General features: G+C 69.2%; 24 protein-coding genes. 7 read left to right on the plus strand and 17 right to left on the minus strand.

Annotated elements, in window-relative coordinates:
• Positions 1–63: 63 nt before the first annotated feature.
• Complete coding sequence (locus ACEL92_RS16215; protein WP_374021748.1) at positions 64–909, plus strand: DUF559 domain-containing protein; 846 nt, start codon at positions 64–66, stop codon at positions 907–909.
• A gap of 66 nt (positions 910–975) precedes the next feature.
• On the opposite strand, the gene ACEL92_RS16220 is transcribed toward ACEL92_RS16215, so the two are convergent.
• From ACEL92_RS16220 to uvrC, 9 genes are all read right to left on the minus strand, one after another.
• A complete protein-coding gene (locus tag ACEL92_RS16220) occupies positions 976–2364 on the minus strand; it encodes a wax ester/triacylglycerol synthase family O-acyltransferase (protein ID WP_374021749.1) in 1389 nt (462 codons plus the stop codon).
• Between the two features lie 242 nt (positions 2365–2606).
• Complete coding sequence (locus ACEL92_RS16225) at positions 2607–3620, minus strand: PPE family protein (RefSeq protein WP_374021750.1); 1014 nt, start codon at positions 3618–3620, stop codon at positions 2607–2609.
• Positions 3621–3680: 60 nt separating this feature from the next.
• The gene (locus ACEL92_RS16230; RefSeq protein ID WP_374021751.1) at positions 3681–4034 is read right to left on the minus strand and encodes a DUF732 domain-containing protein; all 354 of its coding nucleotides are present in this window, start codon (positions 4032–4034) and stop codon (positions 3681–3683) included.
• Positions 4035–4069: 35 nt separating this feature from the next.
• Positions 4070–5431 carry a PPE family protein gene (locus ACEL92_RS16235; RefSeq protein WP_374021752.1) on the minus strand — a complete coding sequence of 454 codons (1362 nt, stop codon included), beginning with the start codon at positions 5429–5431 and terminating at the stop codon, positions 4070–4072.
• Positions 5432–5445: 14 nt separating this feature from the next.
• Positions 5446–6711, minus strand: a complete 1266-nt coding sequence (locus tag ACEL92_RS16240; protein WP_374021753.1) for a PPE family protein — start codon at positions 6709–6711, stop codon at positions 5446–5448.
• A gap of 847 nt (positions 6712–7558) precedes the next feature.
• A complete protein-coding gene (gene whiA, locus ACEL92_RS16245; protein ID WP_156736802.1) occupies positions 7559–8536 on the minus strand; it encodes a DNA-binding protein WhiA in 978 nt (325 codons plus the stop codon).
• The gene (gene yvcK, locus ACEL92_RS16250; RefSeq protein WP_374021754.1) at positions 8533–9609 is read right to left on the minus strand and encodes a uridine diphosphate-N-acetylglucosamine-binding protein YvcK; all 1077 of its coding nucleotides are present in this window, start codon (positions 9607–9609) and stop codon (positions 8533–8535) included. The genes whiA and yvcK overlap by 4 nt, the downstream gene beginning before the upstream one ends.
• Positions 9606–10523: an RNase adapter RapZ gene (gene rapZ / locus ACEL92_RS16255; protein ID WP_374021755.1), complete on the minus strand. Its 918-nt coding sequence runs from the start codon at positions 10521–10523 to the stop codon at positions 9606–9608. Before rapZ ends, yvcK begins: the two co-directional genes overlap by 4 nt.
• Entirely contained in the window at positions 10520–12475 is a 1956-nt protein-coding gene (gene uvrC / locus ACEL92_RS16260; protein ID WP_374021756.1) for an excinuclease ABC subunit UvrC, read from the minus strand. The genes rapZ and uvrC overlap by 4 nt, the downstream gene beginning before the upstream one ends.
• Positions 12476–12748: 273 nt before the next feature.
• On the opposite strand from uvrC, the gene ACEL92_RS16265 reads away from it, so the two are divergent.
• Entirely contained in the window at positions 12749–13087 is a 339-nt protein-coding gene (locus ACEL92_RS16265) for a hemophore-related protein (RefSeq protein ID WP_374021757.1), read from the plus strand.
• A 48-nt stretch (positions 13088–13135) separates the two neighbouring features.
• Here ACEL92_RS16265 and ACEL92_RS16270 read toward each other — a convergent pair whose 3' ends face one another.
• From ACEL92_RS16270 to ACEL92_RS16280, 3 genes are read right to left on the minus strand one after another with little or no spacing between them, the layout of a single operon-like run.
• Positions 13136–13597, minus strand: a complete 462-nt coding sequence (locus tag ACEL92_RS16270; protein WP_374021758.1) for a PH domain-containing protein — start codon at positions 13595–13597, stop codon at positions 13136–13138.
• Positions 13594–14073 carry a 6,7-dimethyl-8-ribityllumazine synthase gene (ribH, locus tag ACEL92_RS16275; RefSeq protein ID WP_374021759.1) on the minus strand — a complete coding sequence of 160 codons (480 nt, stop codon included), beginning with the start codon at positions 14071–14073 and terminating at the stop codon, positions 13594–13596. The genes ACEL92_RS16270 and ribH overlap by 4 nt, the downstream gene beginning before the upstream one ends.
• A 52-nt stretch (positions 14074–14125) precedes the next feature.
• Complete coding sequence (locus tag ACEL92_RS16280) at positions 14126–15403, minus strand: bifunctional 3,4-dihydroxy-2-butanone-4-phosphate synthase/GTP cyclohydrolase II (RefSeq protein ID WP_374021760.1); 1278 nt, start codon at positions 15401–15403, stop codon at positions 14126–14128.
• 519 nt (positions 15404–15922) lie between these two features.
• Here ACEL92_RS16280 and ACEL92_RS16285 point away from each other — a divergent pair.
• On the plus strand, positions 15923–16198 hold the full coding sequence (locus ACEL92_RS16285; protein WP_374021761.1) for a hypothetical protein: 276 nt from the start codon (positions 15923–15925) through the stop codon (positions 16196–16198).
• A gap of 16 nt (positions 16199–16214) precedes the next feature.
• Here ACEL92_RS16285 and ACEL92_RS16290 read toward each other — a convergent pair whose 3' ends face one another.
• Positions 16215–16808, minus strand: coding sequence for a riboflavin synthase (locus ACEL92_RS16290; RefSeq protein WP_374021762.1), 594 nt, complete (start codon positions 16806–16808; stop codon positions 16215–16217).
• A 129-nt stretch (positions 16809–16937) separates the two neighbouring features.
• Here ACEL92_RS16290 and ACEL92_RS16295 point away from each other — a divergent pair, with 129 nt between their 5' ends.
• From ACEL92_RS16295 to ACEL92_RS16305, 3 genes are all read left to right on the plus strand, one after another.
• A complete protein-coding gene (locus tag ACEL92_RS16295; RefSeq protein WP_374021763.1) occupies positions 16938–17645 on the plus strand; it encodes an LppX_LprAFG lipoprotein in 708 nt (235 codons plus the stop codon).
• Positions 17642–19195, plus strand: a complete 1554-nt coding sequence (locus ACEL92_RS16300) for an MFS transporter (protein ID WP_374021764.1) — start codon at positions 17642–17644, stop codon at positions 19193–19195. Before ACEL92_RS16295 ends, ACEL92_RS16300 begins: the two co-directional genes overlap by 4 nt.
• A gap of 119 nt (positions 19196–19314) precedes the next feature.
• Positions 19315–20301, plus strand: a complete 987-nt coding sequence (locus ACEL92_RS16305; RefSeq protein ID WP_374021765.1) for a GGDEF domain-containing protein — start codon at positions 19315–19317, stop codon at positions 20299–20301.
• On the opposite strand, the gene ribD is transcribed toward ACEL92_RS16305, so the two are convergent.
• From ribD to fmt, 4 genes are read right to left on the minus strand one after another with little or no spacing between them, the layout of a single operon-like run.
• Positions 20298–21320 (minus strand): bifunctional diaminohydroxyphosphoribosylaminopyrimidine deaminase/5-amino-6-(5-phosphoribosylamino)uracil reductase RibD, encoded by a 1023-nt coding sequence (ribD, locus tag ACEL92_RS16310; protein ID WP_374021766.1) that lies wholly within the window; start codon positions 21318–21320, stop codon positions 20298–20300. The two genes, ACEL92_RS16305 and ribD, sit on opposite strands and share 4 nt — an antisense overlap.
• Positions 21317–22006, minus strand: a complete 690-nt coding sequence (gene rpe / locus ACEL92_RS16315; protein ID WP_374021767.1) for a ribulose-phosphate 3-epimerase — start codon at positions 22004–22006, stop codon at positions 21317–21319. The genes ribD and rpe overlap by 4 nt, the downstream gene beginning before the upstream one ends.
• Before the next feature lie 32 nt (positions 22007–22038).
• Positions 22039–23427, minus strand: coding sequence for an RsmB/NOP family class I SAM-dependent RNA methyltransferase (locus ACEL92_RS16320; protein ID WP_374021768.1), 1389 nt, complete (start codon positions 23425–23427; stop codon positions 22039–22041).
• Positions 23424–24356 (minus strand): methionyl-tRNA formyltransferase, encoded by a 933-nt coding sequence (gene fmt, locus ACEL92_RS16325; protein ID WP_374021769.1) that lies wholly within the window; start codon positions 24354–24356, stop codon positions 23424–23426. The genes ACEL92_RS16320 and fmt overlap by 4 nt, the downstream gene beginning before the upstream one ends.
• Before the next feature lie 170 nt (positions 24357–24526).
• Here fmt and ACEL92_RS16330 point away from each other — a divergent pair, with 170 nt between their 5' ends.
• Entirely contained in the window at positions 24527–25324 is a 798-nt protein-coding gene (locus ACEL92_RS16330) for a class I SAM-dependent methyltransferase (protein ID WP_374021770.1), read from the plus strand.
• Positions 25325–25348: the final 24 nt, after the last annotated feature.

Here is a 25348-nt window from a genome sequence, read left to right on the forward strand (position 1 = left end):
CGGCTGTGGATAGCCGGGCCGCACTGACCTGGCGTTCGCTGCGGCTTGTGCGACGCTGCCGCGATGGCGGAGCCCTTCATCGGCACTGAGGCGGTCTCGAACGGAGAAGTCCTCAAGAGCGCGTTGCGCACGCACTACCGGAAGTTGTTTCGCGACGTCTATGTCGACCCTCGCGTCGAACTCACTCCTTTGATCCGAGCCCGCGCGGCATGGCTGTGGTCGCGTCGGCGAGGCGTTGTCGCGGGCCTGTCGGCCGCCGCCGTTCATGGCGCCCAGTGGGTCGACGCCACGGCACCGATCGAGATCCTCCACAGCAACAGAAATCCGTTGCCGGGACTACGGGTTCACGGTGGCTCCCTAGAAGACGACGAAATCACGCTGGTCGACGGCGTTCCCGTGACGACGCCTGCCCGTACCGCCGTCGACCTGGGATGCTGGCATCCGACGAACGACGCTGTGGCCGCGATCGACGACCTGCTTCGGGCAACGAACTGCAAGGAGGCGGAGATCGAGTTGCTCGCCGAGCGATACGGGGGGCGACGCGGCATTCACTCGGCGCGCCATGCGATCAGTCTCGCCGACGCCGGCGCCCAGTCCCCGAAGGAAACGTGGGTGCGACTGTTGCTGATCCAAGCGGGGCTGCCCCGACCGCAAACGCAGATCCCGGTCAGTGACGAGTTCGGCGACCCGACGTACTACCTCGATATGGGTTGGAAGGAATCCAAAGTCGCGGCCGAGTACGACGGTGAGCAACATCGTCGTGATCGCCGGCAATACACATGTGACATCAGGCGGCGCGAAACACTCGAGCGCCTGGGCTGGATCGTGGTCCGAGTGGTGGTCGGGGATCGTCCCGCCGACATCGTGGGGCGGGTACGGGCCGCGTTGGCCACACGCGCGTCACGCTAGCGTGGCGCTCGCGTGCGGCAGCCACGCTAGCGTGACGCTCGACGAGGGCGATTTGATGGCCCCCTGCTACTCCCGCGTGGCCGCCTTCTCCAGTTCCGTGAGCGCCGGCTCGATGCGGTCGGCCATGTCGTCGATGTCGTTGGCCACCTCGGGCGTGGTCACGAACCCGAAATCGAGGTAGTCGGTGTAGGAGAAGCAGGTGATGTTCAGGGCGACGTCCATCACGGGCGGCCCGAGCGGCACCAGCGAATCCAGTTTGGCGCCGGCCATGTACAAGGGGAATGGTGGACCGGGCACGTTGGACACGACCAGGTTGATGGGGGCCAAGTTCCTCGACAGTCCGCTGGCCGTGTAGGCCCGGGCGGCCAGCTGCAGCAGGCCGGGCGGCGTGGTTTCGGTCAGCCCCATGATCTGGTGCGCCGACAACGCCTTGGCCATCAGCTTGGCGTTCTGGGTGCTCTCGTGGATGGCCCGCAGCCGTTCGGCGGGATCCTCGATGTGGGTGGCCAGCGACACGGTCATCGAACTGACCTGGTTGCCGACATCATCCCTGTTCTCGTCGGTCCGGGTGGAGACCGGGATCTGGGCGATCAGCGGTTTGGTGGGCAGTTCGCCCCGCTCCTGCAGATACTCGCGCGCCGCGCCGGCCACCAGCGCCAGCACGACGTCGTTGAGCTTGACGCCGTAGGCGTCCTTGACGGCCTTGGCCCGGCCCAGCTCCACGCGGCAGCCGGTGATCCGCCGGTGCGGCGACACGGGCGCGTTGAACCGGGTCTTGGGCGCTTCGAAATAGCGCGGGGGCCGGCCACTCACACCGAGCGCGGCGATCTGCTGGCGCACCGTCTGCTCCACCAGCCGGGCGATCCGGAAGGGCGTCTTGACGCCGACGTTGATGAGGGCGCCCACCGCCCGGCGCTCGATGCCCGGGATCCGGTTGCCCACCAGGGATCCCACTGTTTCCTGTTGCGGTGGACGCGGTTCCGGCGTGACGTCCAGGAGAATCTCACCCAGACCCGCGCCCGAGACGCCGTCGACGATGGCGTGGTGCATCTTGGTCAGCGACGCGATCCGGCCGCCCTCGACGCCCTCGATCACCCACATCTCCCACAGCGGCCGGGCGCGATCCAGCTTGTAGGACATCAACCGGCCCACCAGTTCCTCGAGCTCGCGCCGGCCGCCGGGCGCCGGGACGGCGATGTGCCGGATGTGGAAGTCGGGGTCCAGGTCCTCGTCCTCGACGAACCACGGCCGGTCCAGCCCGAGCGGCGCGCCGGTGACCCGCCACCGCAGCTGCGGCAGTTCCGGCAGCCGTTCGATGATCAGTTCGCGCAGCCGGTGGAAGCTGTAGTCCGGTGCGTCCTTCGGGTCGCAAATGGCGAGCGCGCCCACATGCATGTGCCAGCCCGCAGTCTCGGCTGACCAAAACGCCGCATCAACACTCGAGAGCCGTTTCATCCCCCGACCGTAGCCCTCCGACCGCCGTCGCGACCAGCAATGGCAAACAAACCGCCGGGCGGCTCAGCTGGGTCGATGTCCGCGTGGCCGCCGGGTCGTTGCGACCACGGCGAATGCCGACCGGGTGGGCGCCCCTAGCGCCCGCCGTGGGCGGCGCGCGGTTGCCGGTCATCCGTCGCCCGCACACCCGCCGCGAGTCACCGGAACCCTTGCGCTGCAATCGAGGCAATCGAGCGGCTGGGTCACTGGCTGCCATCAAGGGTGCTCGCCTGCGGACTCGGCCGCGCCGGGCGTGGCATTGATCGAATCCACGCCGGGGGAACCGACAGGGCCCCGACCGCTGCGCGGCGAGCAACGCTCACCCGCGGAGCTGCGACATCCGCGCCGGCCGCGGTAACCCGCCGGGACCGCACGACCATGGCCCGACTCAGCGCGGCGGCCTTGTTGAGGGAGCTCAGGCGGTTGAGCGCAACGTCGAGCGGAGCCGACAATGAACTCAACCGGGACAGGGGCGCCGTTATCGGCAGCAGGGACACGTCGAAGGAGGCGAGCGGCGAGGAGAACAGCGCGTCGAGCGCATCGGCGATGGCCGAAATCACTTGAGCGCCAAGCGTTACGACCTCCGGTGCCACCGTTAGGCGCCATTTGCGCGACGGTTCGCTGACCGCAGCGTCCCGCCGCGCGGGTTCGCAGGGGTGAGCGCAGGGTGGGGGCGAACTGAACGGCGTCAGCCTGATGCCCGCCGAGGCGCGGGCATAGGCATACATGGCGGCAGCGTCTTGGGCCCACATCTGATCGTAGGCAGCTTCGGCGTCGGCGATGGCCGGACTCAGCTGGCCCAGGCAGTTCGTCGCGGCCAGCCAGATCCGCTGCCGCCGGTTGGCATCGATGACATGAGGCGCCACTACCGCCGCACGCGCCGAACCGTAAGCGCTCGCAGCCGCCTCGGCCCGGGTGGCCGCCTGCCGGGCGCGCGCCGCGGCGGCATCGAGCCACGCCGAATAGGCCGTGACGGCCCGGTTTAGCGCCTGCGCCGAAACGCTTTGTTCCGTCAACTCGAGCTCGGAGACCACCGCCCGGTAGTTCAGCGCCATGTCACCGAGTTGAGCACCTAACACGCCCCACGCCCTGGCGGCTTCCATCATCGATTCAGCGCCGGGTCCCGCATGCATTCGACCGGAATTGGTTTCCGGCGGCAAGGCACCGAAGTCCGTCACCGGTTCGAGCTCAACGGTGGGCGACATGTGCTGCGACATCGGGATTTTCTCTGCGGGGTGGGTGGACAAGTGTGAGCGGTTGGGGGCTCATGTTGCGATTCAGCCGCCGCCTTTGCCGGCTCCCGAAGCGTCGAGTTGTCGTGGGCAATACGACTTCGCTGATATCGTCGCGAACTGGGCCGCACCGTTGGTGGTCAGCGCGGGATTGTTGTCTCGCAGGTCGTTGAGGAGCTGAAGACCGGATACACCGCGAGCGATCAAGCCGCACACCGCCTTTCCGGCCGCGACGGCTTGATCCGGGTCCGCGAAACTGATTCCCACCCTGTGCAGGTCGGCGATGAAAACCTCGTTGTTCTCATCGGTCGCGGCCTCGTCCTCCCCGGGGATGGCGTGCGCGGGCGTCGCGACGGCGATGCCCAGTGACACACCGAAAAGCGCTAACAGCAGTTTCATCAGTCTTCCTTCATGAGCATCGCCGCGTGCGGTCCTTACCCCAACTTCGATTCGGCGCCGCCCACCGCTGCCTCCGCGCCATCCGTCACGTGTACGGCGTGCACGCCCGGTGTCGTTCTGAGTTTGGCGACCAGGTCATCGAGGCCCGCCTCGTCGACGTTCCAGTGCTGAACTTGGTCGGGCATCTCCTGCAGCTGGGCGATGATGCGGTCGAGCTTGACCGGTGCGGTGCGCCGCTCGCCGGTGCCGATGCGGGCCTGCTGGATGCCGGTTGAACTGACCACGCGCGCCGCCGGGCCGCCCAGCGCGCCGCCCGCCAGGCTGCCCAGCGTCGCCTCGTTGACCAGGCCGGGGAAATCCGTGGCCGCGGCCGCGGCCACGCTGGTGCCAGGTAGAGACGCCAGCCGGATCGCCGGGGCGGCGGTTGCCCAGCCGGGCGGAACCGAAAGCTTGCCCACCGTCGGGGCGTTACCCAGCACCGCCGACACCGGCTTGGCCGCGGCTCCGGCGGCAACGTGGCCCGGCGACGAAAGGCCGGCGCCCAGCGCGGTTTTCGACATCGCAGCGCTCCACGGCGCGTAGATGAAGAAGTTCTTCCACTGCGAGACGCCCAGGCTGATGCTGGCGTTGGTGACGTTGGTCCACGTCGCCTGCGTGCCGATCTGGGAGATGCTGGAATACAACGCTTCCCACAAGGGCGCGACGTCCGGGCTCCCCGTAACTCCGCCGATCAACTGCTGCCAAAACTTGGTGTATTGGCCGGTGAGCGAGGTGAGGTAGTCCTCTATCTGTTTGAGCCAGGATGACAACGACGTCGGCTGCGCCGCGGCCGCGGCGGCCGCCTGGGCCGCCGGTCCGGCGTCGCTGGTGGTGGCCGGCGCCTCTTCGAAGGGGGCCAGGTCACCGGCAGACTCCGACGCGCTGGCGTAGCTGAACATGGCCGCGACGTCTTGGGCCCACATCTGGGCGTACTCGTCTTCGGCCGCCGCGATCGCCGCGTCGTTCTGCCCCAGCAGGTTCGTCTGCAACAGTTCGGCCAGCTCAATGCGGTTCGCCGCGACGAGCTGCGGCGGCACGGTTGCCGCCAGGGCGGCCTCGTAGGCGGCCGCCGCGGTCCTGGCCTGGGCGCCGGTCTGCTCGGCCTGACCCGCGGTGGTCGACATCCAGGCCAGATACGGTGCGACGGCCGCGGCCATCGACTCCGACGACGGACCCTGCCACGACTCGCCCACCAGGTCCGCGATCACCGTGCCGTAAGACGCGGCGGTGGAATGTAACTCGGTGGCCAGCGCGTCCCAGGCCGCGGCGGCGGCCAGCAGCGGCCCGGCGCCAGGGCCCGCATAGATCTGGGTGGAGATCACCTCCGGTGGCAGCGTTGCGAAATCGCTGAAAACCATTGCCGCACCCTTTCTTACTTGGCGTTCGGCGGGATCACGATGACGGTGGACGTGGTCGCGATGTCGTCGACGGCCACCGCACCGGGCACCCGCACGGTCGACCCGGCGACCGCGCGAGTGGCGCTGTCCCCCATGGCGCGTCCGGCCAGGCTCGACAGGGCTGTCGGGCCGACCATGCCTTGTTGGCCGTTCACGGCCATCGCGGGAGCGGCTTCCACGATCGTCTCAGGCAGCTGCGCGGCCACCGTTCGGATCGCGGGAACGGCGGAAGCCCAATTCGCCGGCACCGACAACGACCCGACCAGCCCGGCGTGGCCCGTCACGGCCGACACCGAACTCGCACTCGACAACGCGGTCGCGCCGGTCAACAGCTCGCTGCGCAGCAGCGGCGCAAGGACTCCGGTGAGGGCTTTGGGGTGCAAGAGGGGCCCGATACCTTGGATGCCCGTGCCCACGCTCGGGATGCTGAGGGCGATCTGGTACCAGTTCTTTGCCAGGTTGGCCACCCCGAGCGGGGTGTACGGCCCGGAGATCGTGCCCATGATGCTGTTGAAGGTCTTCAGGATCCCCGTGATGTCCGTCAGGCCCAGCGGCAGGCCGGCCGCGGGCGTCGTCACCGCATCCGCGCTCACCACCAGGCTTTGCAGCCCGGCCGGCGCCTGCGAAACCGCTTCGGACAGCGCAGATTCCACCCGGGAGGCGGTCGACGACCCGAAAGCGGAGGCCAACGCGGCCGACTGGTCAGCTTCGCCGCTGCCGTCGGTGGTTGGCGACGGCGCAGTGAACGGGGTGAGCCGGGTAGCCGCCGCCGACGAGGCGGCATAGGCATACATGGCCCCCGCGTCCTGGGCCCACATCTCGGCGTATTGCGCCTCGGTGGCCGCGATTGCCGGGGTGTTCTGCCCCAGGATGTTCGTCGCGATCAGCGAGGCCAGCAAGGCCCGGTTGGCCGCGACCACCGGGGGCGGGACCGTGGCCGCGAACACGGCTTCATAGGCGGCCACCGCCGCCTTGGCTTGAACGGCGGTCTGCTCGGCCTGCGCGGCAGTGCCGTCAAGCCACGCGACGTAGGTCGTCGCCGCGGTCGCCATCGCCGTCGACGCGGGTCCGCGCCAAAGGGTTCTCAGCTCCGAGATCGTGGCACCGTAAGACCCGGCAGCCGAACGTAATTCGGCCGCCAGACCGTCCCAGGAAGCCGCGGCTGCCAGCAACGGCGCCGGCCCCGGACCCGAATAGACCCTGCCGGAGTTGATCTCCGGCGGTAACGCCCCGAAATCCATGCCATCCTCCGCCCCCGGCCGTGTCGCCACCGCCGGCCGTGTGCCTGCGCCCCTTCATGCCGCCGCCAAAGGAGGGGATCCGAGTTTGCTGACGGCGGGCATCTGCGTGCAGTCAGGACACTAGCCAGCCGCGGTCAAAATGCCTTCCGCAAAACTGCGCAGGACTGCGCACCGCCACGGCGCCGCGAGTGGCGGACTGCTCCCCGTCGGCTTGGCAGGCAGATCGGCAATAAACCCCGCTACCTCGCGCGAATGCGGCAAGGCGGCGGAATGAATAGTTGGTGAAATTGCGATAAGGCCGCCCGCGGACGCTGGCCACTGAATAAAAATCTCGCGAGCATTAATTGCGACCACGGCGAATGAGGCTCTCAGCCGGATGCCTGCGCAGGCCCGGACCCCGCACCGGACTTGGGCGTACTTCGGGCCGTCCGATGGGATTCGCCGTGGCCCCCGGTTACATGCGCTCGCACTTCACCGCGGGTTGCCACCCGCGCGGGGGGCCCGCTGAGTTATCGGACGCTCATCACCGAAACTCATATAATCTTCAAACAAGGTATGGGGTTTCTATGAATTTGCAAGTCCCGAGATACCGTTTCGGCGGGATACCGCCACAGTTGCTAATTCTATGAATTACATGATCTGTGTGAATTGAATATGGAAATCGAGCTGGGAAATGTCAGCGCCCCGGATTGTTCGGCAAGAGGAGCGACGGGAGAATGCTGCGCGATCGCCGAGCGCTCGAACCGGGTTTGCCAGAGCCGGGGCGGCCGTGGCCTGATGGCCGGGCCAACGCGACCCGGGCCGGGGAGCTATGACGACGGGGCCCGCAGGACGCAGCGTCGCCCGGCTAAGCGTCTTCCAGCAGATCGGGCGTGACCGCCGATTCGGTGTCCGGGATGCCGTCGATCTTCGCCTTGCGGTCGGCCATCGACAGCAGCCGCCGAATGCGGCCGGCCACAGCGTCTTTCGTCATCGGTGGATCGGCGAGCCGGCCGAGCTCCTCCAGGGAGGCCTGCCGGTGCTCGACCCGCAGCTTGCCGGCCGAGGCCAGGTGGTCGGGGACCGTGTCGCCGAGGATCTCGAGTGCGCGTTCCACCCGGGCGGCCGCGGCGACCGCGGCGCGCGCCGAGCGGCGCAGGTTGGCGTCGTCGAAGTTGGCGAGGCGGTTGGCCGTCGCGCGCACCTCGCGGCGCATCCGGCGCTCCTCCCAGATGAGCCGGGTGTCCTGGGCGCCCATCCGGGTCAGCAACGCGCCGATCGCCTCGCCGTCACGCACCACCACCCGGTCGGCGCCGCGCACCTCGCGGGCCTTCGCGCTGACCCCGAGGCGGCGCGCCGCGCCCACCAACGCCAGCGCGGCCTCCGGGCCGGGGCAGCTGACCTCCAAAGCCGACGACCGTCCCGGCTCGGTCAGCGACCCGTGCGCCAGGAAGGCTCCGCGCCAGGCGGCTTCGGCGTCGGCGACGCTGCCGCCCACGACCTGGGCGGGCAGACCGCGAACCGGCCGGCCGCGGTTGTCCAGCAGGCCGGTCTGGCGGGCCAGTGCCTCGCCGTCATTGGCCACCCGCAGCACGTAGCGGGTGGTCTTGCGAATCCCGCTGGCCGACAACACATGCACGACCGCGTTGTAGCCGTAGAGCTCGAAGATGTCCTTGCGCAGCCGACGCGCGACGTTGCCCAGGTCCACCTCGGCCTCGACGACCACCCGGCCGCCGACGATGTGCAACCCGCCGGCGAACCTGAGCAGGGAGGTGACTTCCGCGCGACGGGCGCTGACCGACTTCACGACCAGGCGGCTCAGCTCGTCCTTGACTTCGGTCGTCATCGCCACGCGTCGTCACCCCTTGGTCCGCTGCCAGCCGGTCCACTCCCACCGGTCTGTGGACTTGCACCGTCGACCCGAATATCCGCGGTGGCCGTGACCGGAGGCGCTCCCGTAGCCCTGTGGGCCACCCGGACCCCGTCCAGGGCCGCCGCGAGTTTGCCCGGATCATGTAAAGGTGTACCAGGTCGGGCCACATCGGCGAAGTGGACCTCGGCTTGGAGCAGCATCGCGGTGCGGCGCAGCTGCTCGCGCTCCCGCTCCCCGGGCACCCGTTCGGCGTCGATGATGATGTCGTGCACGGTGAATCCCGGTGCGTGCTGAGCCAACACGTGCAGATGACGCTCGACGGAGAAGCCCGCCGTCTCCCCCGGCTCGGCGACCATGTTGAGCACCAGCGCCCGACGGGCGGTGGTGGCCCGCAGCGCGGCCGCCAGCCCCGGCACCAGGACGTGCGGGATCACGCTGGTGAACCACGAGCCCGGGCCCAACACCACCAAGTCGGCGGCCATGATGGCGTCGACGGCCTGCCGGGTCGCCGGCGGATCCGGCGGCGACAGCCGCACCCGCCGGACCTTGCCCGGCGTGGTGGCGATCGCCACTTGGCCGCGAATGAGCCGGAAGATCCGCGGATCGGTCTCCAGGCCGGACACGTCGGCCTCGATCTGCAGCGCGATCGGGCACATCGGCAGCACCCGACCCTTGACGCCCAGGATGCGGCCCATCTCGTCGAGGGCGGCCACCGGATCGGCCAGCACCTCGGACAGCCCGGCGAGCAACAGGTTGCCGATCGGGTGCCCGGCCAACGCCCCGGTGCCGCCGAATCGGTGCTGCAGGATGGTCGCCCACAGCCGCCCGTGCGGGCTGTCAGATGCCAGGGCCGCCAACGCCATTCGCAGGTCACCCGGCGGCACCACGTCCAGTTCGCTACGCAGCCGCCCGGACGAACCACCGTCGTCCGCGACGGTCACCACGGCGGTCACGTGCGGGGTGAGCCGACGGGCCGCGGACAGCGTCGCGTACAGGCCGTGTCCGCCGCCCAGCGCGACGATGCCGTGATTCGTCGGCCCGCTCATTCGCGGCCCAGATCCCGGTGCAGCACCCGCACCGACAGTTGGGGATTCGCCTTCAGCAGCCCCATCAACGCCTCGGCGATCGCGACGCTGCGATGCTTGCCGCCGGTGCAGCCGATCGCCACTGTCATGTAGCGCTTGCCCTCCCGGCGGTAGCCGTCGACGACGAGAGACAGCAACCGGTGGTAGGCGTCCAGAAAGTCCGCGGCGCCGGGCTGACTCAGCACGTATTCACTCACCGCCGGGTCCTGCCCGGTGAGTGGGCGCAGCTCGTCGACCCAGTGCGGGTTGGGCAAAAATCGCACGTCCATCACCATGTCGGCGTCCATCGGCAGGCCGTATTTGAAGCCGAACGATTCGACGGTCACGCTGATCGACGTGCCGGCGTCGCCGCCGAACGCGCGCTCGATGCTCTCCCGCAGCCCGCGCACGGACAGCGTCGACGTGTCGATGATGAGGTCGGCCGTGGCGCGCACCTGCGCCAGCATCCGGCGCTCCGCGGCGATGCCCTCGGCCAGCGTCTGGTCGCCCTGCAGCGGGTGGCTGCGGCGGTTCTGCTCGTAGCGGCGCACCAGCATGTCGTCGGAGGCCTCCATGAACACCACGCGCGGGGTGATGTTGCGGGTGGCCAACTCGTTGCGCACCTCGTCGAGGTCGCCGGTGAAGCCGCGCGACCGCACGTCCATCACCACCGCCAGCCGGGTGATCCGAGATCCCGCGTCCATGCCGAAATCCACCATCCGCGTGATCAGCTGGGGCGGCAGGTTGTCGGCGACGTACCAGCCCAGGTCCTCGAGCACCTTGGCCGCAGTACCCCGCCCGGCGCCGGATAATCCGGTCACCAGAACGACGTCGATACCGGCCCCGCCGTTCGGGCGGGCCTTGATCGGGTGGCCCTCCGCCACTTCACCCGTCATCCGGCTTCTCCGGGTTGCTCCGGTCGCAGCGCCTCCAGGACGGCGGTGGCGGTGGCCACACCGATACCGGGAACGGCCGTGATCTGGTCGACGGTGGCCTCCTTGAGGCGGGCGATGGATCCGAAATGGGTGACCAGCGCCTTGCGGCGATGCTCCCCCAATCCTGGCACCGAATCCAGCGCTGAGGCGGTCATTCGCTTAGATCTCTTGCTGCGATGGTAGGTGATGGCGAACCGGTGCGCCTCGTCGCGAATCCGTTGCAGCAGATAAAGCCCTTCACTGTTGCGCGGCATGATGACGGGGTCGGGCTCGGACGGCACCCAGATCTCTTCCAGCCGCTTGGCCAAACCGATCACCGCGACGTCGGTGATGCCGAGATCTTCGAGCACGGCGCTGGCCGCGTTGACCTGCGGCGCGCCGCCGTCGACGACGTAGAGGTTGGGCGGATAGGCGAACCGGCGCGACTTCCCTTCGGCGGAAAGCATATTCGGGTCGTTCTGTTCGCTCAGGTGCCGCGCGAACCGGCGGCGGGTCACCTCGGCGATCGAGGCGACGTCGTCGGAGCGTCCCTGCCCGGCAGCCTCCCGGATCCCGAAGTGGCGGTAGTCCGACTTGCGTGGCAAGCCGTCCTCGAACACCACCAACGAGCCCACCACGTCGGTGCCCTGTACGTGGCTGATGTCGACGCATTCGATGCGCAGCGGCGCATCGGCCAGCCCGAGCGCATCCTGAATGTTCTGCAGCGCAGCCGATCTTGCATTGAAGTCACCGGCCCGCTTCAGCTTGTGTTGCTGCAGAGCCTCTTTGGCGTTGCGTTGGACCGTTTCGGCCAACGCGCGCTTGTCGCCGCGGCGCGGCACCCGCAGCGCGACGCGGGAGCCGCGCAGGCCGGAGAGCCAGCTGGCCAGTTCGCCGGAGTTGGACGGCAGGCAGGGCACCAGCACCTCGCGCGGCACCGGGTTGGCGGCTTCGTCGGCCCCTTGGTTGTCCTGGCCACCCAGTTCGGCCTGCTCGCCGTAGAACTGCGTCAGGAACTGCTCCACCAACTGCTCCTCGGCGGAATCACCGGCCTCCGCGGACTTTTCGACGATCCAGCCGCGCTGGCCGCGCACCCGGCCGCCGCGGACGTGGAACACCTGGACCGCCGCCTCCAGCTCGTCGTCGGCGAAGGCCACCACGTCGGCGTCCGTACCGTCGCCCAGCACCACGGCCTGCTTCTCCATCGCGCGCTTGAGCGCGCCCAGGTCATCGCGTAGGCGTGCGGCGCGCTCGAAGTCCAGCTCCTCGGCCGCGGCGTGCATCCGCTGTTCCAACTCGCGGGCGAAGCGATCGGTCTTGCCGGACAGGAAGTCGCAGAAGTCGTCGACGATCTGGCGGTGCTGCTCGGCGCTGACCCGCCCGATGCACGGCGCCGAACATTTGTCGATGTAGCCGAGCAGGCAGGGGCGGTCGATCTGCTTGTGCCGCTTGAACACCCCGGCCGAACACGTGCGGGCCGGGAAGACGCGGGTGAGCAGGTCCAGCGTTTCCCGGATCGCCCACGCGTGGGAATAGGGCCCGAAATAGCGGACGCCCTTGCGGCGCGGGCCGCGATAAACCATCAACCGCGGAAATTCCTCGTTGAGCGTGACGGCCAGCACCGGGTACGACTTGTCGTCGCGGTAGCGGACGTTGAAGCGCGGATCGAACTCCTTGATCCAGTTGTATTCGAGCTGCAACGCCTCGACTTCGGTGTTGACCACCGTCCACTCGACCTTGGCGGCGGTCGTCACCATCTGCCGGGTTCGCGGATGCAGGCTTGCGACGTCGGCGAAGTAGGACGTCAGCCTGCTACGCAGGCTCTTGGCCTTCCCGACGTAGATGACTCGCCCGTGCGCGTCCCGGAATCGGTAGACGCCCGGTTCGACCGGGATGGACCCGGGCGCGGGACGGTACGTGGCGGGATCTGGCACCCATCCAGGCTAGTAGCCGCTGCGGACATACCGACGCCTCGGGATCGCGGCTCGACGCGCCGAAAACGGCGCCCCCGGTTCGAGTGGCCCCGGTAACGCATTCGAGCGCTTGTTCGATAGACAGGTAGCCCACCGATAGCTCCGCCATTACCCGTAAAACGGCCGATGACCACAGGCTATGACGACCGACCGGCGGTGTGGACGGTTTGTTCCGGTTACCAAGGGGGTAGCTGGACGTTACAGTGGGTGGCAATCGATGGAGGGAGTCCACAGATGTTCAAACGCTCGTTGACCAGGATCGCGATGGGGATTGGCGGCCTGGCAGTGGCGTCGACCGCCGCAGCTGGGGTCGCATCCGCAGCCCCCGACTACGGCCCGATGATCAACACGACCTGCAGCTACGACCAGGCGATGCGGGCGGTGCACGCGGAAAACCCGATGGCCGCTCAGTACCTCGACCAGTCGCCGCCGAACCAGCAGTTCTTGCAGCAGTACCTGGCGTCGTCGCCGGATCAGCGCGTGAACCTGCTGCACGCCATCGAGCACAACCAGGGCGCGCAGCAGGCTTTGCCGATCTTCCAGCAGATGATGACCGACTGTAAGAACTTCTGACCCGCTCACCTGAAGGGAGCTATCCGTGCGAGCACGGGTGGCTCCCTTTCAGCGGGTGGGGAGGTCCGGCCGGTATTGGGCCAGCAGCGTCCGCACGGTGTCCATGGCGTTGACCGCGCGTTCCTCGTCGACGGCCTGGATGGCCATCACGGGAATGTATTCGTCGTCGGGTAGATCGACGCGCGCCCAGCGGTTGCCCATCGGGAACGACACGCCGGCGACGTCCGGCCACTCGATCAGCTTGTCGCCCAACAGGTTACGCACCGAAATTCCCGCCGCCCCGATCCGCAGCCGCGGCCGGGCGAACAGCAGCACCAGCCCGGCGAGCACCAGGCCGAGCAGCGCCATCGCCACCTGGTCGCTGGTCTGGAAGACCACCCCGGTGGATCCGATCTTGAGCAGGAAGCCGATCGCGATGTGCACCGCGGCGATGGTGAACGCCGCGACGTAGACGAATATCGGTGTGCGGCGGGGACGCAATTCGACGTCCCAGTCCTCGCCGGTGGTCACGACCGGGCGCGCAGCTCGCGCAGCGTCAGCGCCGCGGTCAGCGCCGCCCCGGCCGCCTGGGCGCCCTTGTCCTCGACCGATTCCGGAAGCCCGGCGCGTTCAAGCGCCTGCTGCTCGGTATTGGTGGTCAGCACCCCGTTGGCGACCGGCGTCGACGCGTCCAGCGCCACCCGGGTCAAGCCCTGCGTCACCGCATCGCAGACGTACTCGAAGTGTGGTGTTCCCCCGCGGATCACGACGCCGAGGGCGATGACGGCGTCGTGGTTGCGGGCGAGCTCCTGCGCCACCACCGGGAGCTCGATGGCGCCCAGCACGCGCACCACCGTCGGGTTGTCGATGCCTGACTCGGCGGCGACCCGACGGGCACCCTCCAGCAGCGCTTCGCAGATCTTGCTGTGCCACGTGCTGGCCACGATGCCGACCCGCAGACCGGACGCGTCGAGCACCGGGATCTTCGGCTCCCCGCTACCGCTCACTTGCGCCGTCCCCCACCAGTGGGAGGTGCCCCCACTGCACCGTCGCCGGCGGTCACAGAGCGCCGCCGAATTCGCCCGGCAGATGAACCGATTCGTGAAAATCGTCGAGACCGGCCAGGTCGTGGCCCATCTTGTCGCGCTTGGTCATCAGGTAGCGGATGTTCTCGGCGTTGGCGCGCACGGGCAGCGGCACCCGCTCGATGATGTGCAGGCCGTAGCCGTCCAGCCCCACCCGTTTGGCCGGGTTGTTGGTCAGCAGCCGCATCGAGCGCACCCCGAGGTCGACCAGGATCTGCGCCCCGATGCCGTAATCCCGTGCGTCAGCGGGCAATCCGAGTTTCAGATTCGCGTCGACGGTGTCCTCCCCCGCATCCTGCAGCTGGTAGGCCTGCAGCTTGTGCATTAGCCCGATGCCGCGGCCCTCGTGGCCGCGCATGTAGAGCACGATGCCACGCCCCTCCCGCGCGACCATCGCCATCGCGGCGTCCAGCTGAGGCCCGCAATCGCAGCGCCGCGACCCGAACACGTCACCGGTCAGGCACTCGGAGTGCACACGCACCAACACGTCGTCGCCGTCGGCGTTCGGCCCGGCGATCTCGCCGCGGACCAGCGCCACGTGTTCGACGTCCTCGTAGATGCTGGCGTAGCCGATGGCCCGAAACTCGCCGTGCCGGGTCGGTATGCGGGCTTCGGCGATCCGCTCGATGTGCTTCTCGTGCTTGCGTCGCCACTCGATCAGGTCGGCGATGGTGATCAGTGCGAGGTCGTGCTCGTCGGCGAAGACGCGCAGCTCATCGGTCTGCGCCATCGAACCCTCGTCCTTTTGGCTGACGATCTCGCAGATCGCGCCGGCCGGCTGCAGCCCCGCCATCCGGGCCAGGTCGACCGCCGCCTCGGTGTGCCCGGGCCGGCGCAGCACGCCGCCGTCCTTGGCGCGCAACGGAACCACGTGCCCCGGGCGCGTGAAATCGTTGGCGGCGCTGGCGGGATCGGCCAGCAGGCGCATGGTGGTGGCCCGGTCGGAGGCCGAGATCCCCGTGCCCACACCGTTTTTGGCGTCGACGGTGACGGTGTAGGCGGTCCCGTGCTTGTCCTGGTTCACCGCGTACATAGGCAGCAGGCCCAGCCGGTCGCAGATCGCGCCGTCCAGCGGCACGCAGAGGTATCCCGAGGTGTAGCGGACCATGAACGCCACCATCTCCGGCGTCGCCTTCTCGGCGGCGAAGATCAGGTCGCCTTCGTTCTCGCGGTCCTCGTCGTCGATGACGACCACGGCCTTACCGGCCGCAATGTCGGCAACCGCCCTCTCGACGGAGTCCAACCTCGTCATCGTCGCTACCTTGCTGTCTCAGGGGTTCGCAGAAAAGAGCCCAACGCTTGCATTCAGTATGAACCACCGCATGGGCCGCGTTATTGCCCAGTGACCGACGTCGCCCGCGTGCATGATGCCGCGCTGCGGCTATGTACATCCGGTGCGGCCAGGTCGAGAATGGTGTTCGTGGCGACTCGAACCGCCAGGTTGATCGCAGCAGCTGTGGTGGCGCCGCGGCGTTGGCCATGGCGTTCGGCGGTGTCGTGAGCGCGGTCGGGGCCGGCGGTGAAGGTGTCCCGCGCGTCAACGCTGACCCTTCGCCGACCGTAGACCCGGCGCCTGGCGCGCCGGACGACCAGTGCTGCGACCCGGTCCAGCCCCAGGCGGCGGGCTGGCACTGCATCATCGGCCTGAACTGCGGGCAGATCCGACCCCGCACGAATTCGCCCGCGCCGCCCGCTCCGGGTGCGCCCCAGTAATAGGCCGACTGCCGCGAAACGGCTCCCTATCCGCGGCCAGCAATCTACGCTGACCGGCATGAGCATCGCATCCAGACTGGCGGTACCGGTGGTGACCTCGATATTCGCGGCCGGACTTGCAGCGGGTATCGCCTGCCCGCAACGGGCCACGGCAGACGCGTGCGCGGACGTCGGCGGTCGGCATGTCAGCGTCGGTGGGTGCACCGATCCGGGGCGCTGGGGTAACTGGGTTCTTCCGGCTGGTGCGGTGACGGCCCCGCCGCCTGACGCGCCACCGCCCTGCTACACCCCGTCCGGCGAGCCGTATTGGACCCCGCCCGGCGAGCCCTGCTGACCGAAGCGGCGTTGGGCTATTTGCTTGCCAGCAACCGCTCGACGTATTTCGCGATGACGTCCACCTCGAGGTTCACCTGCGTCCCGACCGGGGCTCGACCCAGCGTGGTCAGCTCCCGCGTGGTGGGGATCAGCGAAACCTCGAACCAGTCGGGGCCCAGTCCCGAGACCGTCAGCGAGATGCCGTCGACGGTGATCGAGCCCTTTTCGACGACGTAGCGCGCCACCGGCGCGGGGATCTCGATCCGCACCACTTCCCAGTGCGCGGACGGCGCACGGCTGACCACCTGGCCGGTCCCGTCCACGTGCCCCTGCACGATGTGCCCACCGAGCCGGCTGTTGATTGCCGCGGCGCGCTCCAGGTTGACCGGGCTGCCGACCTGTAGGGCGCCCAGGTTGGACCGGTTGAGGGTCTCGGCCATCACATCGGCGGTGAACTGGCCGTCGGGCAGCAGCTCGGCGACGGTCAGGCAGACGCCGTTGACGGCGATCGAATCACCGTGGCCGGCGTCCGAGGTCACGACGGGTCCGCGGATGGTCAGCCGCGCAGCGTCGGCCAGCACGTCGCGGCCCGTCACCTCTCCGAGTTCCTCGACAATTCCGGTGAACATGCCATCAGGTTAATCGGACGCCCAAACGCGGCGGTCGCGCTGGCGAGCAGGCCAAACCCGCGTCGCCGGGCAGACAGCGGGCCCCCGCGTCTCGAAAGCCGGTCGGCGGCACCCTCTACGATGCAAGGTATGCAGACCCGCCGCCGACTTTCGGCCGTCATCGCATCCCTTACCCTCGCCACCGCCTTGATCGCCGGCTGCTCGTCGGGGTCCAAGCAGAGCGGCGCCCCATTGCCCGACGCCACGACCTTGGTCAAGCAGTCGGCCGATGCCACCAAGGCCGTCAAGAGCGTGCACCTGGTGCTGTCGATCCAAGGCAAGATCCAGGGGCTGCCCATCAAGACGCTCACCGGTGACCTCACCACGGCGCCGGCCACCGCCGCGTCGGGGAACGCCACGATCACGCTCGGTGGATCCGACATCGACGCCAACTTCGTGGTCGTCGACGGCACCCTGTACGCCACCCTCACGCCGAACAAGTGGAGCGACTTCGGCAAGGCGTCCGACATCTACGACGTGTCCGTGCTGCTGAACCCGGACAGCGGGCTGGGCAACGCGCTGGCCAACTTCAGCAACGCCAAGGCCGAGGGCCGCGAAACCATTAACGGGCAGAACACGATTCGCATCAGCGGGAACGTGTCCGCGGATGCGGTGAACAAGATCATGCCGCAGTTCAACGCGACACAGCCGGTGCCGAGCACCGTGTGGGTGCAGGAGACGGGTGAGCACCAGCTGGTGCAGGCCAACCTGCAGAAGAGTTCGGGCAATGCCGTGCAGGTCACCTTGTCCAACTGGGGCGAGCAGGTTCAGGTCACCAAGCCCCCGGTGAGTTCATGAGTTCGCAGACCGGACGTCGCGTCGCGATCAGCGCCGGCAGCCTGGCGGTCCTGCTGGGGGCGCTGGACGCCTATGTCGTCGTGACGATCATGCGCGACATCATGAGCGACGTCCACATCCCCATCAACCAGCTGCAGCGCATCACCTGGATCATCACGATGTACCTGCTGGGCTACATCGCCGCCATGCCGCTGCTGGGCCGGGCGTCGGACCGGTTCGGCCGCAAGCTGGTGTTGCAGGTCAGCCTGGCCCTGTTCATGGTGGGGTCGGTGGTGACCGCGCTCGCCGGGCACTGGGGCGATTTCCACCTGCTGATCGCCGGCCGCACCATCCAGGGTGTGGCCAGTGGCGCACTGCTGCCGGTCACCCTCGCCCTGGGCGCCGACCTGTGGGCTCAGCGCAACCGCGCCGGCGTGCTGGGCGGCATCGGCGCCGCGCAGGAACTGGGCAGCGTGCTGGGCCCGCTGTACGGGATCTTTATCGTGTACCTGTTCCACGACTGGCGCTACGTGTTCTGGATCAACGTCCCGCTGACCCTGATTGCGATGGCGATGATTCAGTTCAGCCTGCCCTCGCACGAGAAGGTCGAGAACCCCGAGCGGGTCGACCTCGTCGGCGGCGTGCTGCTCGCGGTCGCGCTGGGCCTGGCGGTCATCGGCCTGTACAACCCGCAACCCGACGGCAAGCAGATCCTGCCGAGCTACGGGCTGCCCCTGGTCATCGGGGCGGTCGTCGTCGCGGTGCTGTTTTTGCTCTGGGAACGGTTCTCGCGCACCCGGCTGATCGAGCCGGCCGGGGTGCACTTCCGCCCCTTCCTGGCCGCACTGGGCGCATCGCTGGCCGCGGGCGCGGCGCTGATGGTGACGCTGGTCGACGTGGAGCTGTTTGGGCAGGGCGTGCTACAGATGGACCAGACGCAGGCCGCCGGCTTGCTGCTGTGGTTTTTGATCGCGCTGCCGATCGGGGCGGTGCTGGGCGGCTGGATCGCCACGCGCGTGGGAGACCGGGTGATGACCTTCATCGGGCTGCTGATCGCGGCTTACGGTTACTGGCTGATCCACTACTGGCGCCAAGACGTGTTGAGCCAAAAGCACGACATCTTCGGGGTCAGCGTTCCCGTGTTGCACGCCGACCTCTTGGTCGCCGGCGTGGGCCTGGGCCTGGTGATCGGGCCGCTGACCTCCGCGGCGCTGCGGGTCGTTCCGTCGGCGCAGCACGGCATCGCCTCGGCGGCGGTGGTGGTGGCCCGGATGACCGGCATGCTGATCGGCGTTGCGGCGCTCAGCGCGTGGGGCCTCTACCGGTTCAACCAGATCGTGGCGGGCCTGACCGCCGCGATACCGGCGAACGCCTCCCTGCTGGAGCGGATCGCCGCGCAGGGGACGATGTACCTCAAGGCGTTCGCCATGATGTACGGCGACATCTTCAGCGCCACCGTGGTGATCTGCATCGTGGGAGCGCTGCTCGGCCTGTTGATCGGCGGCCGCAAGGAACACGCCGATGAGCCGGAAGCGGTTGAGCCGCAAGCGGTTTCGCTGGGCGAGCGCTAGCGCTAGGCGCTTCCAACTGCCACCGGTGAACCGGTAGCACACGGCAGGGTGGCCAGCACCGACAACTGCGGCGGCGCGTGGGACCCACCCTGCCGCCCCCGGTCTCATATTCTGGCTGCGTGCCGTGGCGCATCGATCCTCAACCGTCAGCCGAACGACTGCACGCCATCGGCTTCACGGCGTTCCTCGCGCTGCTCGGGCTATATGCCGCAGCCGGAGTGCACGCCGGAACCGCCGGCCCCCACACGGCGCTGAACTGGGTGCTCGGCGCAGCCGCGACGCTGGCGACGTCTGTCGCGCTGGTAGGCGCGCTCCGCGGTTGGCAAGGCCGGCGCGGTTTGCTCGCGGCATGGCCGGTGGCGTCGCTTGTCGTCACTCTCCTCATCGGAGCCATCGAACCGGCCGCCACGCGCGACTTCCCCGGCACGATCACGATCACCTTCGCCTACCTCGGCCTGACCGGTCGGCGGTGGCGCTCACTGGCACTGCTCCCGCTCGGGGCCGCGGCGTTCATCGTGGCCTGCGCGAAACCGCTTCCCGCCTCGATTTTGACCGTGGTGCTGGCCGCGATCATGTGGGTCCTCGTGGCCGAGGTGCCGGCCTGGCTCATCTCCAGGCTCGTGGAGCAAAGCCTGCTGCTGCGCGACATGGCGCAGACCGACGCGTTGACCCAATTGCTGAACCGGACCACCCTGGGGCATCAGCTCTCACAACACGCCGGCCGGTGCGCCGTGGTGGTTGCCGATCTCGACAACTTCAAGCGCTACAACGATCGTCACGGCCATGAGCCCGGCGATGAAGTTTTGGTCGCCTTTGCCGACGCGCTGCGGCGGTCGGCCCGCAAGGAGGACATCGCCTTTCGCATCGGCGGCGACGAATTCCTACTCTTGCTGGTCGGGGCCGATGCGCCCGAGGCCGGGCGGATCCTCGATCGGCTCCGCCGCCGATGGGCCGAGGTCGGCGCCCCGGTCGAGTTCAGCGCAGGCATTGCCGCTGGCGAGCACGATGTCATGCGCCTGGCCGACGAAGACATGTATGCCGACAAGCGTGCGCGCGGCCTGGCCGGCAAGGACCCGATGCACGGCGACGCGGCCGGTCGCTGTTAATCGCCCCGCGGCACCAGACTAAGCAGCAGGTCCGGCCCGACGCGGTCGACTCCGTCGAAATGCCAGCGCAACGCCCGCGCGATGGTCGGCACACCGACGTCGTCGACGGCCGAGATCGGACCGCCCAGCAGCGTCGGCGCCACGTACGCCAGGATGCGGTCGACCGCCCCGGCCCGCAGGAAGGCGCCGGCTAGGGTGGGTCCGCCCTCCAGCAGGACGTCTGTGCGATCCGACAGCGCCTTGATCACCTCCATCGGGTCGTGCGTGCGAATCACCATGGTCCGCGAGTCATCGTTGAGAACCTTTGCCTCCGGCGGTATTTCGCGCATGCCGACCACCACGCGCAGCGGCTGCCGGTCGGCCAGCGAACCGTCCGGCAGCCGGGCGGTCAGCGCCGGATCGTCGGCCAGCACCGTGCCCGTGCCGACCACGATCGCGTCGGCGGCCGCGCGGCGGCGATGCAGGTCCAGCCGCGAGGCCTCGCTGGAAATCCACTGGCTGGTGCCATCGGCGGCCGCGCTGCGGCCGTCGACGCTACTGGCGTACTTCCAGGTGACGTGCGGCAGCCCGGTCCGCTGCTTGTGCAGCCACTCCCGCAGCGGCCCGCCGGCCACCTCGTCGGCCAGCACACCGGCCCGCACCTGCACGCCTGCCTCGCTCAGGCGCGCCGCCCCGCCGGCGGCGGCCGGGTTCGGGTCGGCGACGGCGTAGACGACGGCCGCGACGTTGGCTTCCAGAAGGGCGTTCACGCACGGCGGGGTCTTGCCGTAGTGGTTGCACGGCTCGAGGGTGACCACCGCGGTCCCGCCGATCGCGAGGTCGCCGGCCCGTCGTAACGCCAGCACCTCGGCGTGGTCGCCCCCGGCGGGTTCGGTGCCACCGACGCCGACGACCGTGCCGTCGGCGTCCAGGATGACCGCACCCACCGGCGGGTTCGGATAGGTGGTGCCCTTGACGTGGCTGGACTGCTCGATCGCCAGGCGCATGGCCGCGTCGAGTCCGTCCGCGGGCTGGTTCATCGGCGCAGGTGCGGTGAGGCGGCGGCGGCCTGCCTCCGCAGCGCCTCGACGGCGGCCTTCGGGTCCTCAGCGCCGTACACGGCCGACCCGGCGACGAAGCAGTCGACGCCGGCCTCCGCGGCCTGCTCGATGGTGTGATCGTTGATGCCGCCGTCGATCTCGACCAGGATGGTCAGCTCCCCGGCGTCGATCAGCTTGCGCGCGGTGCGCACCTTGCTCAGCACGTCGGGGATGAAGCTTTGGCCGCCGAAGCCGGGTTCGACCGACATGATGAGCAACGTGTCGAACTGCGGCAGGATCTCCAAGTACGGCTCCAGCGGGGTTCCCGGCTTGACGCTGATGCCGGCCTTGGCGCCCGCGGCGCGGATGTCGCGCGCCACGCCGACCGGGTTGTCGGTGGCCTCGGCGTGGAAGGTCACGTTGTAGGCGCCGGCCTCCGCGTAGCCGGGCGCCCACCGGTCCGGATCCTCGATCATCAGATGGCAGTCCATCGGGATCGTCGTGGTGGCCAGCAGGCTTTCGACCACCGGCAGTCCGATGGTCAGGTTCGGCACGAAGTGGTTGTCCATGACGTCGACGTGCAGCCAATCGGCACCCACGACGGCGGCCGCCTCGTCGGCGAGCCGCGCGAAATCGGCGGACAGGATGGACGGCGCGATCAGCGGCCTACCGGTGTTGCCAGACATGTGCGCCAGACTACTGAGCGTCGCGGGCAGCTTCACGCGGGCAAGCGGCGCAGCGTCGCGGCGAACATCGCGTCGGTGCCGTGCCGATGCGGCCACAGCTGTACGTGCGGCCCATCCCCCAGCCCGGTGACGGGCTCGAACAGCGGCCGAGTGTCCAACGCGGACACCGGATGCCGGCGCAGCGCGTCGGCGACCACGCCGACGGTCTCGGCGAGATGGGGCGAACAGGTCGCGTAGAGCACCACACCACCCGGCCGGGTCAGCTCGATCGCGGCGCCCAGCAGCTCGCGCTGCAATTTGGTGAGCGTTGGCACGTCGCCCGGCTGGCGCCGCCAGCGCGCCTCGGGCCGGCGCCGCAACGCGCCCAGCCCGGTGCACGGCGCGTCGACGAGGACCCGATCGAAGATCGGCTCGAGCCCGCTCTGCCGGCCGTCGACCCGCAGCACGTCGACCGGCAGGCCGCGGGTGTTCTCGACCACCAGGTCGGCGCGCCGCGGGGCCGGCTCCACCGCCGTAACGCGCGCGCCGGATCCGGACCCGAGCGCGGCCAGCAGCGCGGTCTTGCCGCCCGGTCCGGCGCACAGATCCAGCCACCGCCCGGCGTCGTTTTCGACCGGCGCCAGCGTCAGCGCCCGCGCCACCAGCTGGCTGCCCTCGTCCTGGACCAGCGCGGCGCCCTCGCGCACCGGGGCCAGCCGCCCCGGGTCGCCCGCCGGCAGATACACCGCGTAAGGCGAATACCGGCCAACCGAGCCACCGACGGCGTCGGCCAGCTCGGCGGCGGTCAGCACGCCGGGACGAGCCGCCAGGTGCACCTGCGGCCGTTCGTCGTCGCTGGCCAGCACCGCGTCGAGCTCGGCTGCGGCCGCCCCCAGCGCGTCGGCGAACGCCTGCGCGATCCAGCGCGGGTGCGCGTGCACGAAGGCGGCATGCCCGACCGGATCACGCGCCGGGTCGGGCGCCAGCTCCTCGACCCAGGACTTCTCGTCGCGGGCGGCGATGGCGCGCAGCACGCCGTTGACGAAACCCGCTCGCGCCGAATCGAATTCGATCCCCGCCTGTTCCACCGTCGTCGAGACCGCTGCGTAGGTGTCGACCCTGGTGCGCAGCAACTGGTAGGCACCCAGCCGCAGCAGATCGAGCAGGACCGGGTCGATGGCGTCCGGCGAGCGGTTGGCGGCGGCGCCGATGACCGCGTCGAGCAGGCCCCTCGTGCGGCAGGTGCCGTAGGTCAGTTCCGTGGCGAACGCGGCGTCACGGCCGCCGATCCGGCGATCGCGCAGCAGCGCGGGCAGGGCCAGGTTCGCGTAGGCGTCGCGGTCGCTGACCGCCCGCAGCACGTCGAACGCGGCGGCGCGCGCCGGGTCGAGCGGCCGCCGCCGCTTGCCGCGCCCGCGGTCGGTGGGCCGCGGCGGGCTCATGTCGCCCGCGCCGCGGAGTCGAGTCGCGCGCCCCTGGCCCAGTCGACCGCATTCATGAGTTTCTTGCCGGGCGGCTGTATCAGGCCCAGCCGCACGGGCTGCGAACCGGTGCCGATCCAGACATTTTTGCGATCGACGTGAATAGCGCCGGGCGCCAACGGTTCTGGGGCGTCCGCGTCGATGTGCACCGGGCCGAGCTTGATACGCAGGTCGCCGATCAGCGTCCACGCGCCCGGATTGGGCGTGACCGAGCGGATCCGGCGCTCCACGACCAGCGCCGGCAGGTCCCAGCGCACGCGGGCCTGCTCGACGGTGATCTTCGGCGCGATGCTGACCCCGTCGGCGGGTTGCGGTCGCGGTGTCAACGTCCGATCTTCGATGCCGTCCAGGGTGGTCGACAACAACGCCGCGCCCGAAACGGCCAGTCGCTCGAGCAGTTCCCCCGCGGTGTCGGTCGGCCGGATCGTCTCGGTGACGACGCCATAGATGGGCCCGGAGTCCAGGCTGGGCTCGATCCGGAAGGTCGTCGCCCCGGTCACGGTGTCTCCGGCCGCGATGGCCGCCTGCACCGGCGCGGCCCCACGCCAGGCGGGCAACAGCGAAAAGTGCAGGTTGATCCATCCGTGCGGGGGCACCGCGAGCAGTCCGTCGCGCAGTAACGCGCCGTAGGCCACGACGGCGCAGCAGTCCGGCGCGAGCGCCGTCAGTTCGGCGACGAACTCGTCCGAGTTCGGCCGCGCCGGCCGCAGCAGCGGGATGCCCCGGTCGAGCGCTTCGCGGGCCACCGGCGACGGCTGCGGCCTGCCGTGCCGGCCGACGGCGGCGTCGGGCCGCGTCAGCACGGCGATCACCTCGTGCCGGGACGAGTCGATGAGGCGGCGCAGCGCTGGCAGCGCGGGTTCGGGGGTGCCGGCGAAGACGAGACGCACTGGCACAGTCTAGAAAGCGGTGCACGCCACTCACCAAAAACTTGCGCTGGTCTATTGTTGCTCATGCATACTATTTCTAGTAGTTATCGTCTGCGGATATGGCCGCACTGCCGTGCTAGTGACAACGAGGTCGAGTTGGCAGCCCTTTCCTTACCTTTCAAGGAGGTCTAATGACACTCGACGCCACCGTGCACCGCACGGTATGGGCCCTGGGCGACTACGCGCTGATGGCCGAGGAAGTGATGGCCCCGCTGGGGCCTGTCCTGGTCAGGGCCACCGGCATCGGCCCGGGCGTCCGCGTGCTGGACGTCGCCGCCGGCTCCGGGAACATCTCGCTGCCGGCCGCGGCCGCGGGGGCCACCGTGGTCTCGAGCGACCTCACCCCCGAGCTGCTGCAACGGTCGCAAGCCCGTGCCGCGGCGCAAGGCCTGACGCTCGACTACCGGGAAGCCAACGCGCACGCGCTGCCCTTCGGCGACGGCGAGTTCGACGTCGTGATGTCCGCGATCGGCGTGCAGTTCGCCCCGGATCAGCAGCGGGCCGCCGACGAACTGATCCGCGTCTGCCGGCCCGGCGGAACGATCGGCGTAATCAGCTGGACGCCCGAGGGATTCTTCGGCCGAATGCTCGCCACTATCAGGCCCTACCGCCCCAGCCTGTCGCAGGCCGTGCCGCCCGCCGCCCTGTGGGGGCGCGAGGGCTACGTCACCGGCCTGCTGGGTGACCGCGTCGCACAGGTGACAGCGACCCGCGGACTGCTGCGCGTAAACCGGTTCGACAGCGCCGAGGCGGTGCACGCCTACTTCAAGAACCACTACGGCCCGACGATCGAGGCCTACACGAACATCGGCCACAACCGCGTGCTGGCCGCCGAGCTGGACGCGCAGCTCGTTGAGCTCGCGCAGCAATACCTCGCCAACGGCGGCATGGAATGGGAGTACCTGTTGGTGACCGCCGAGAAGCGGTAAGGGTCGGGCCGGCACCCGCAGGCG

Source organism: Mycobacterium hainanense, from assembly GCF_041890355.1.
Lineage (GTDB): Bacteria > Actinomycetota > Actinomycetes > Mycobacteriales > Mycobacteriaceae > Mycobacterium > Mycobacterium hainanense.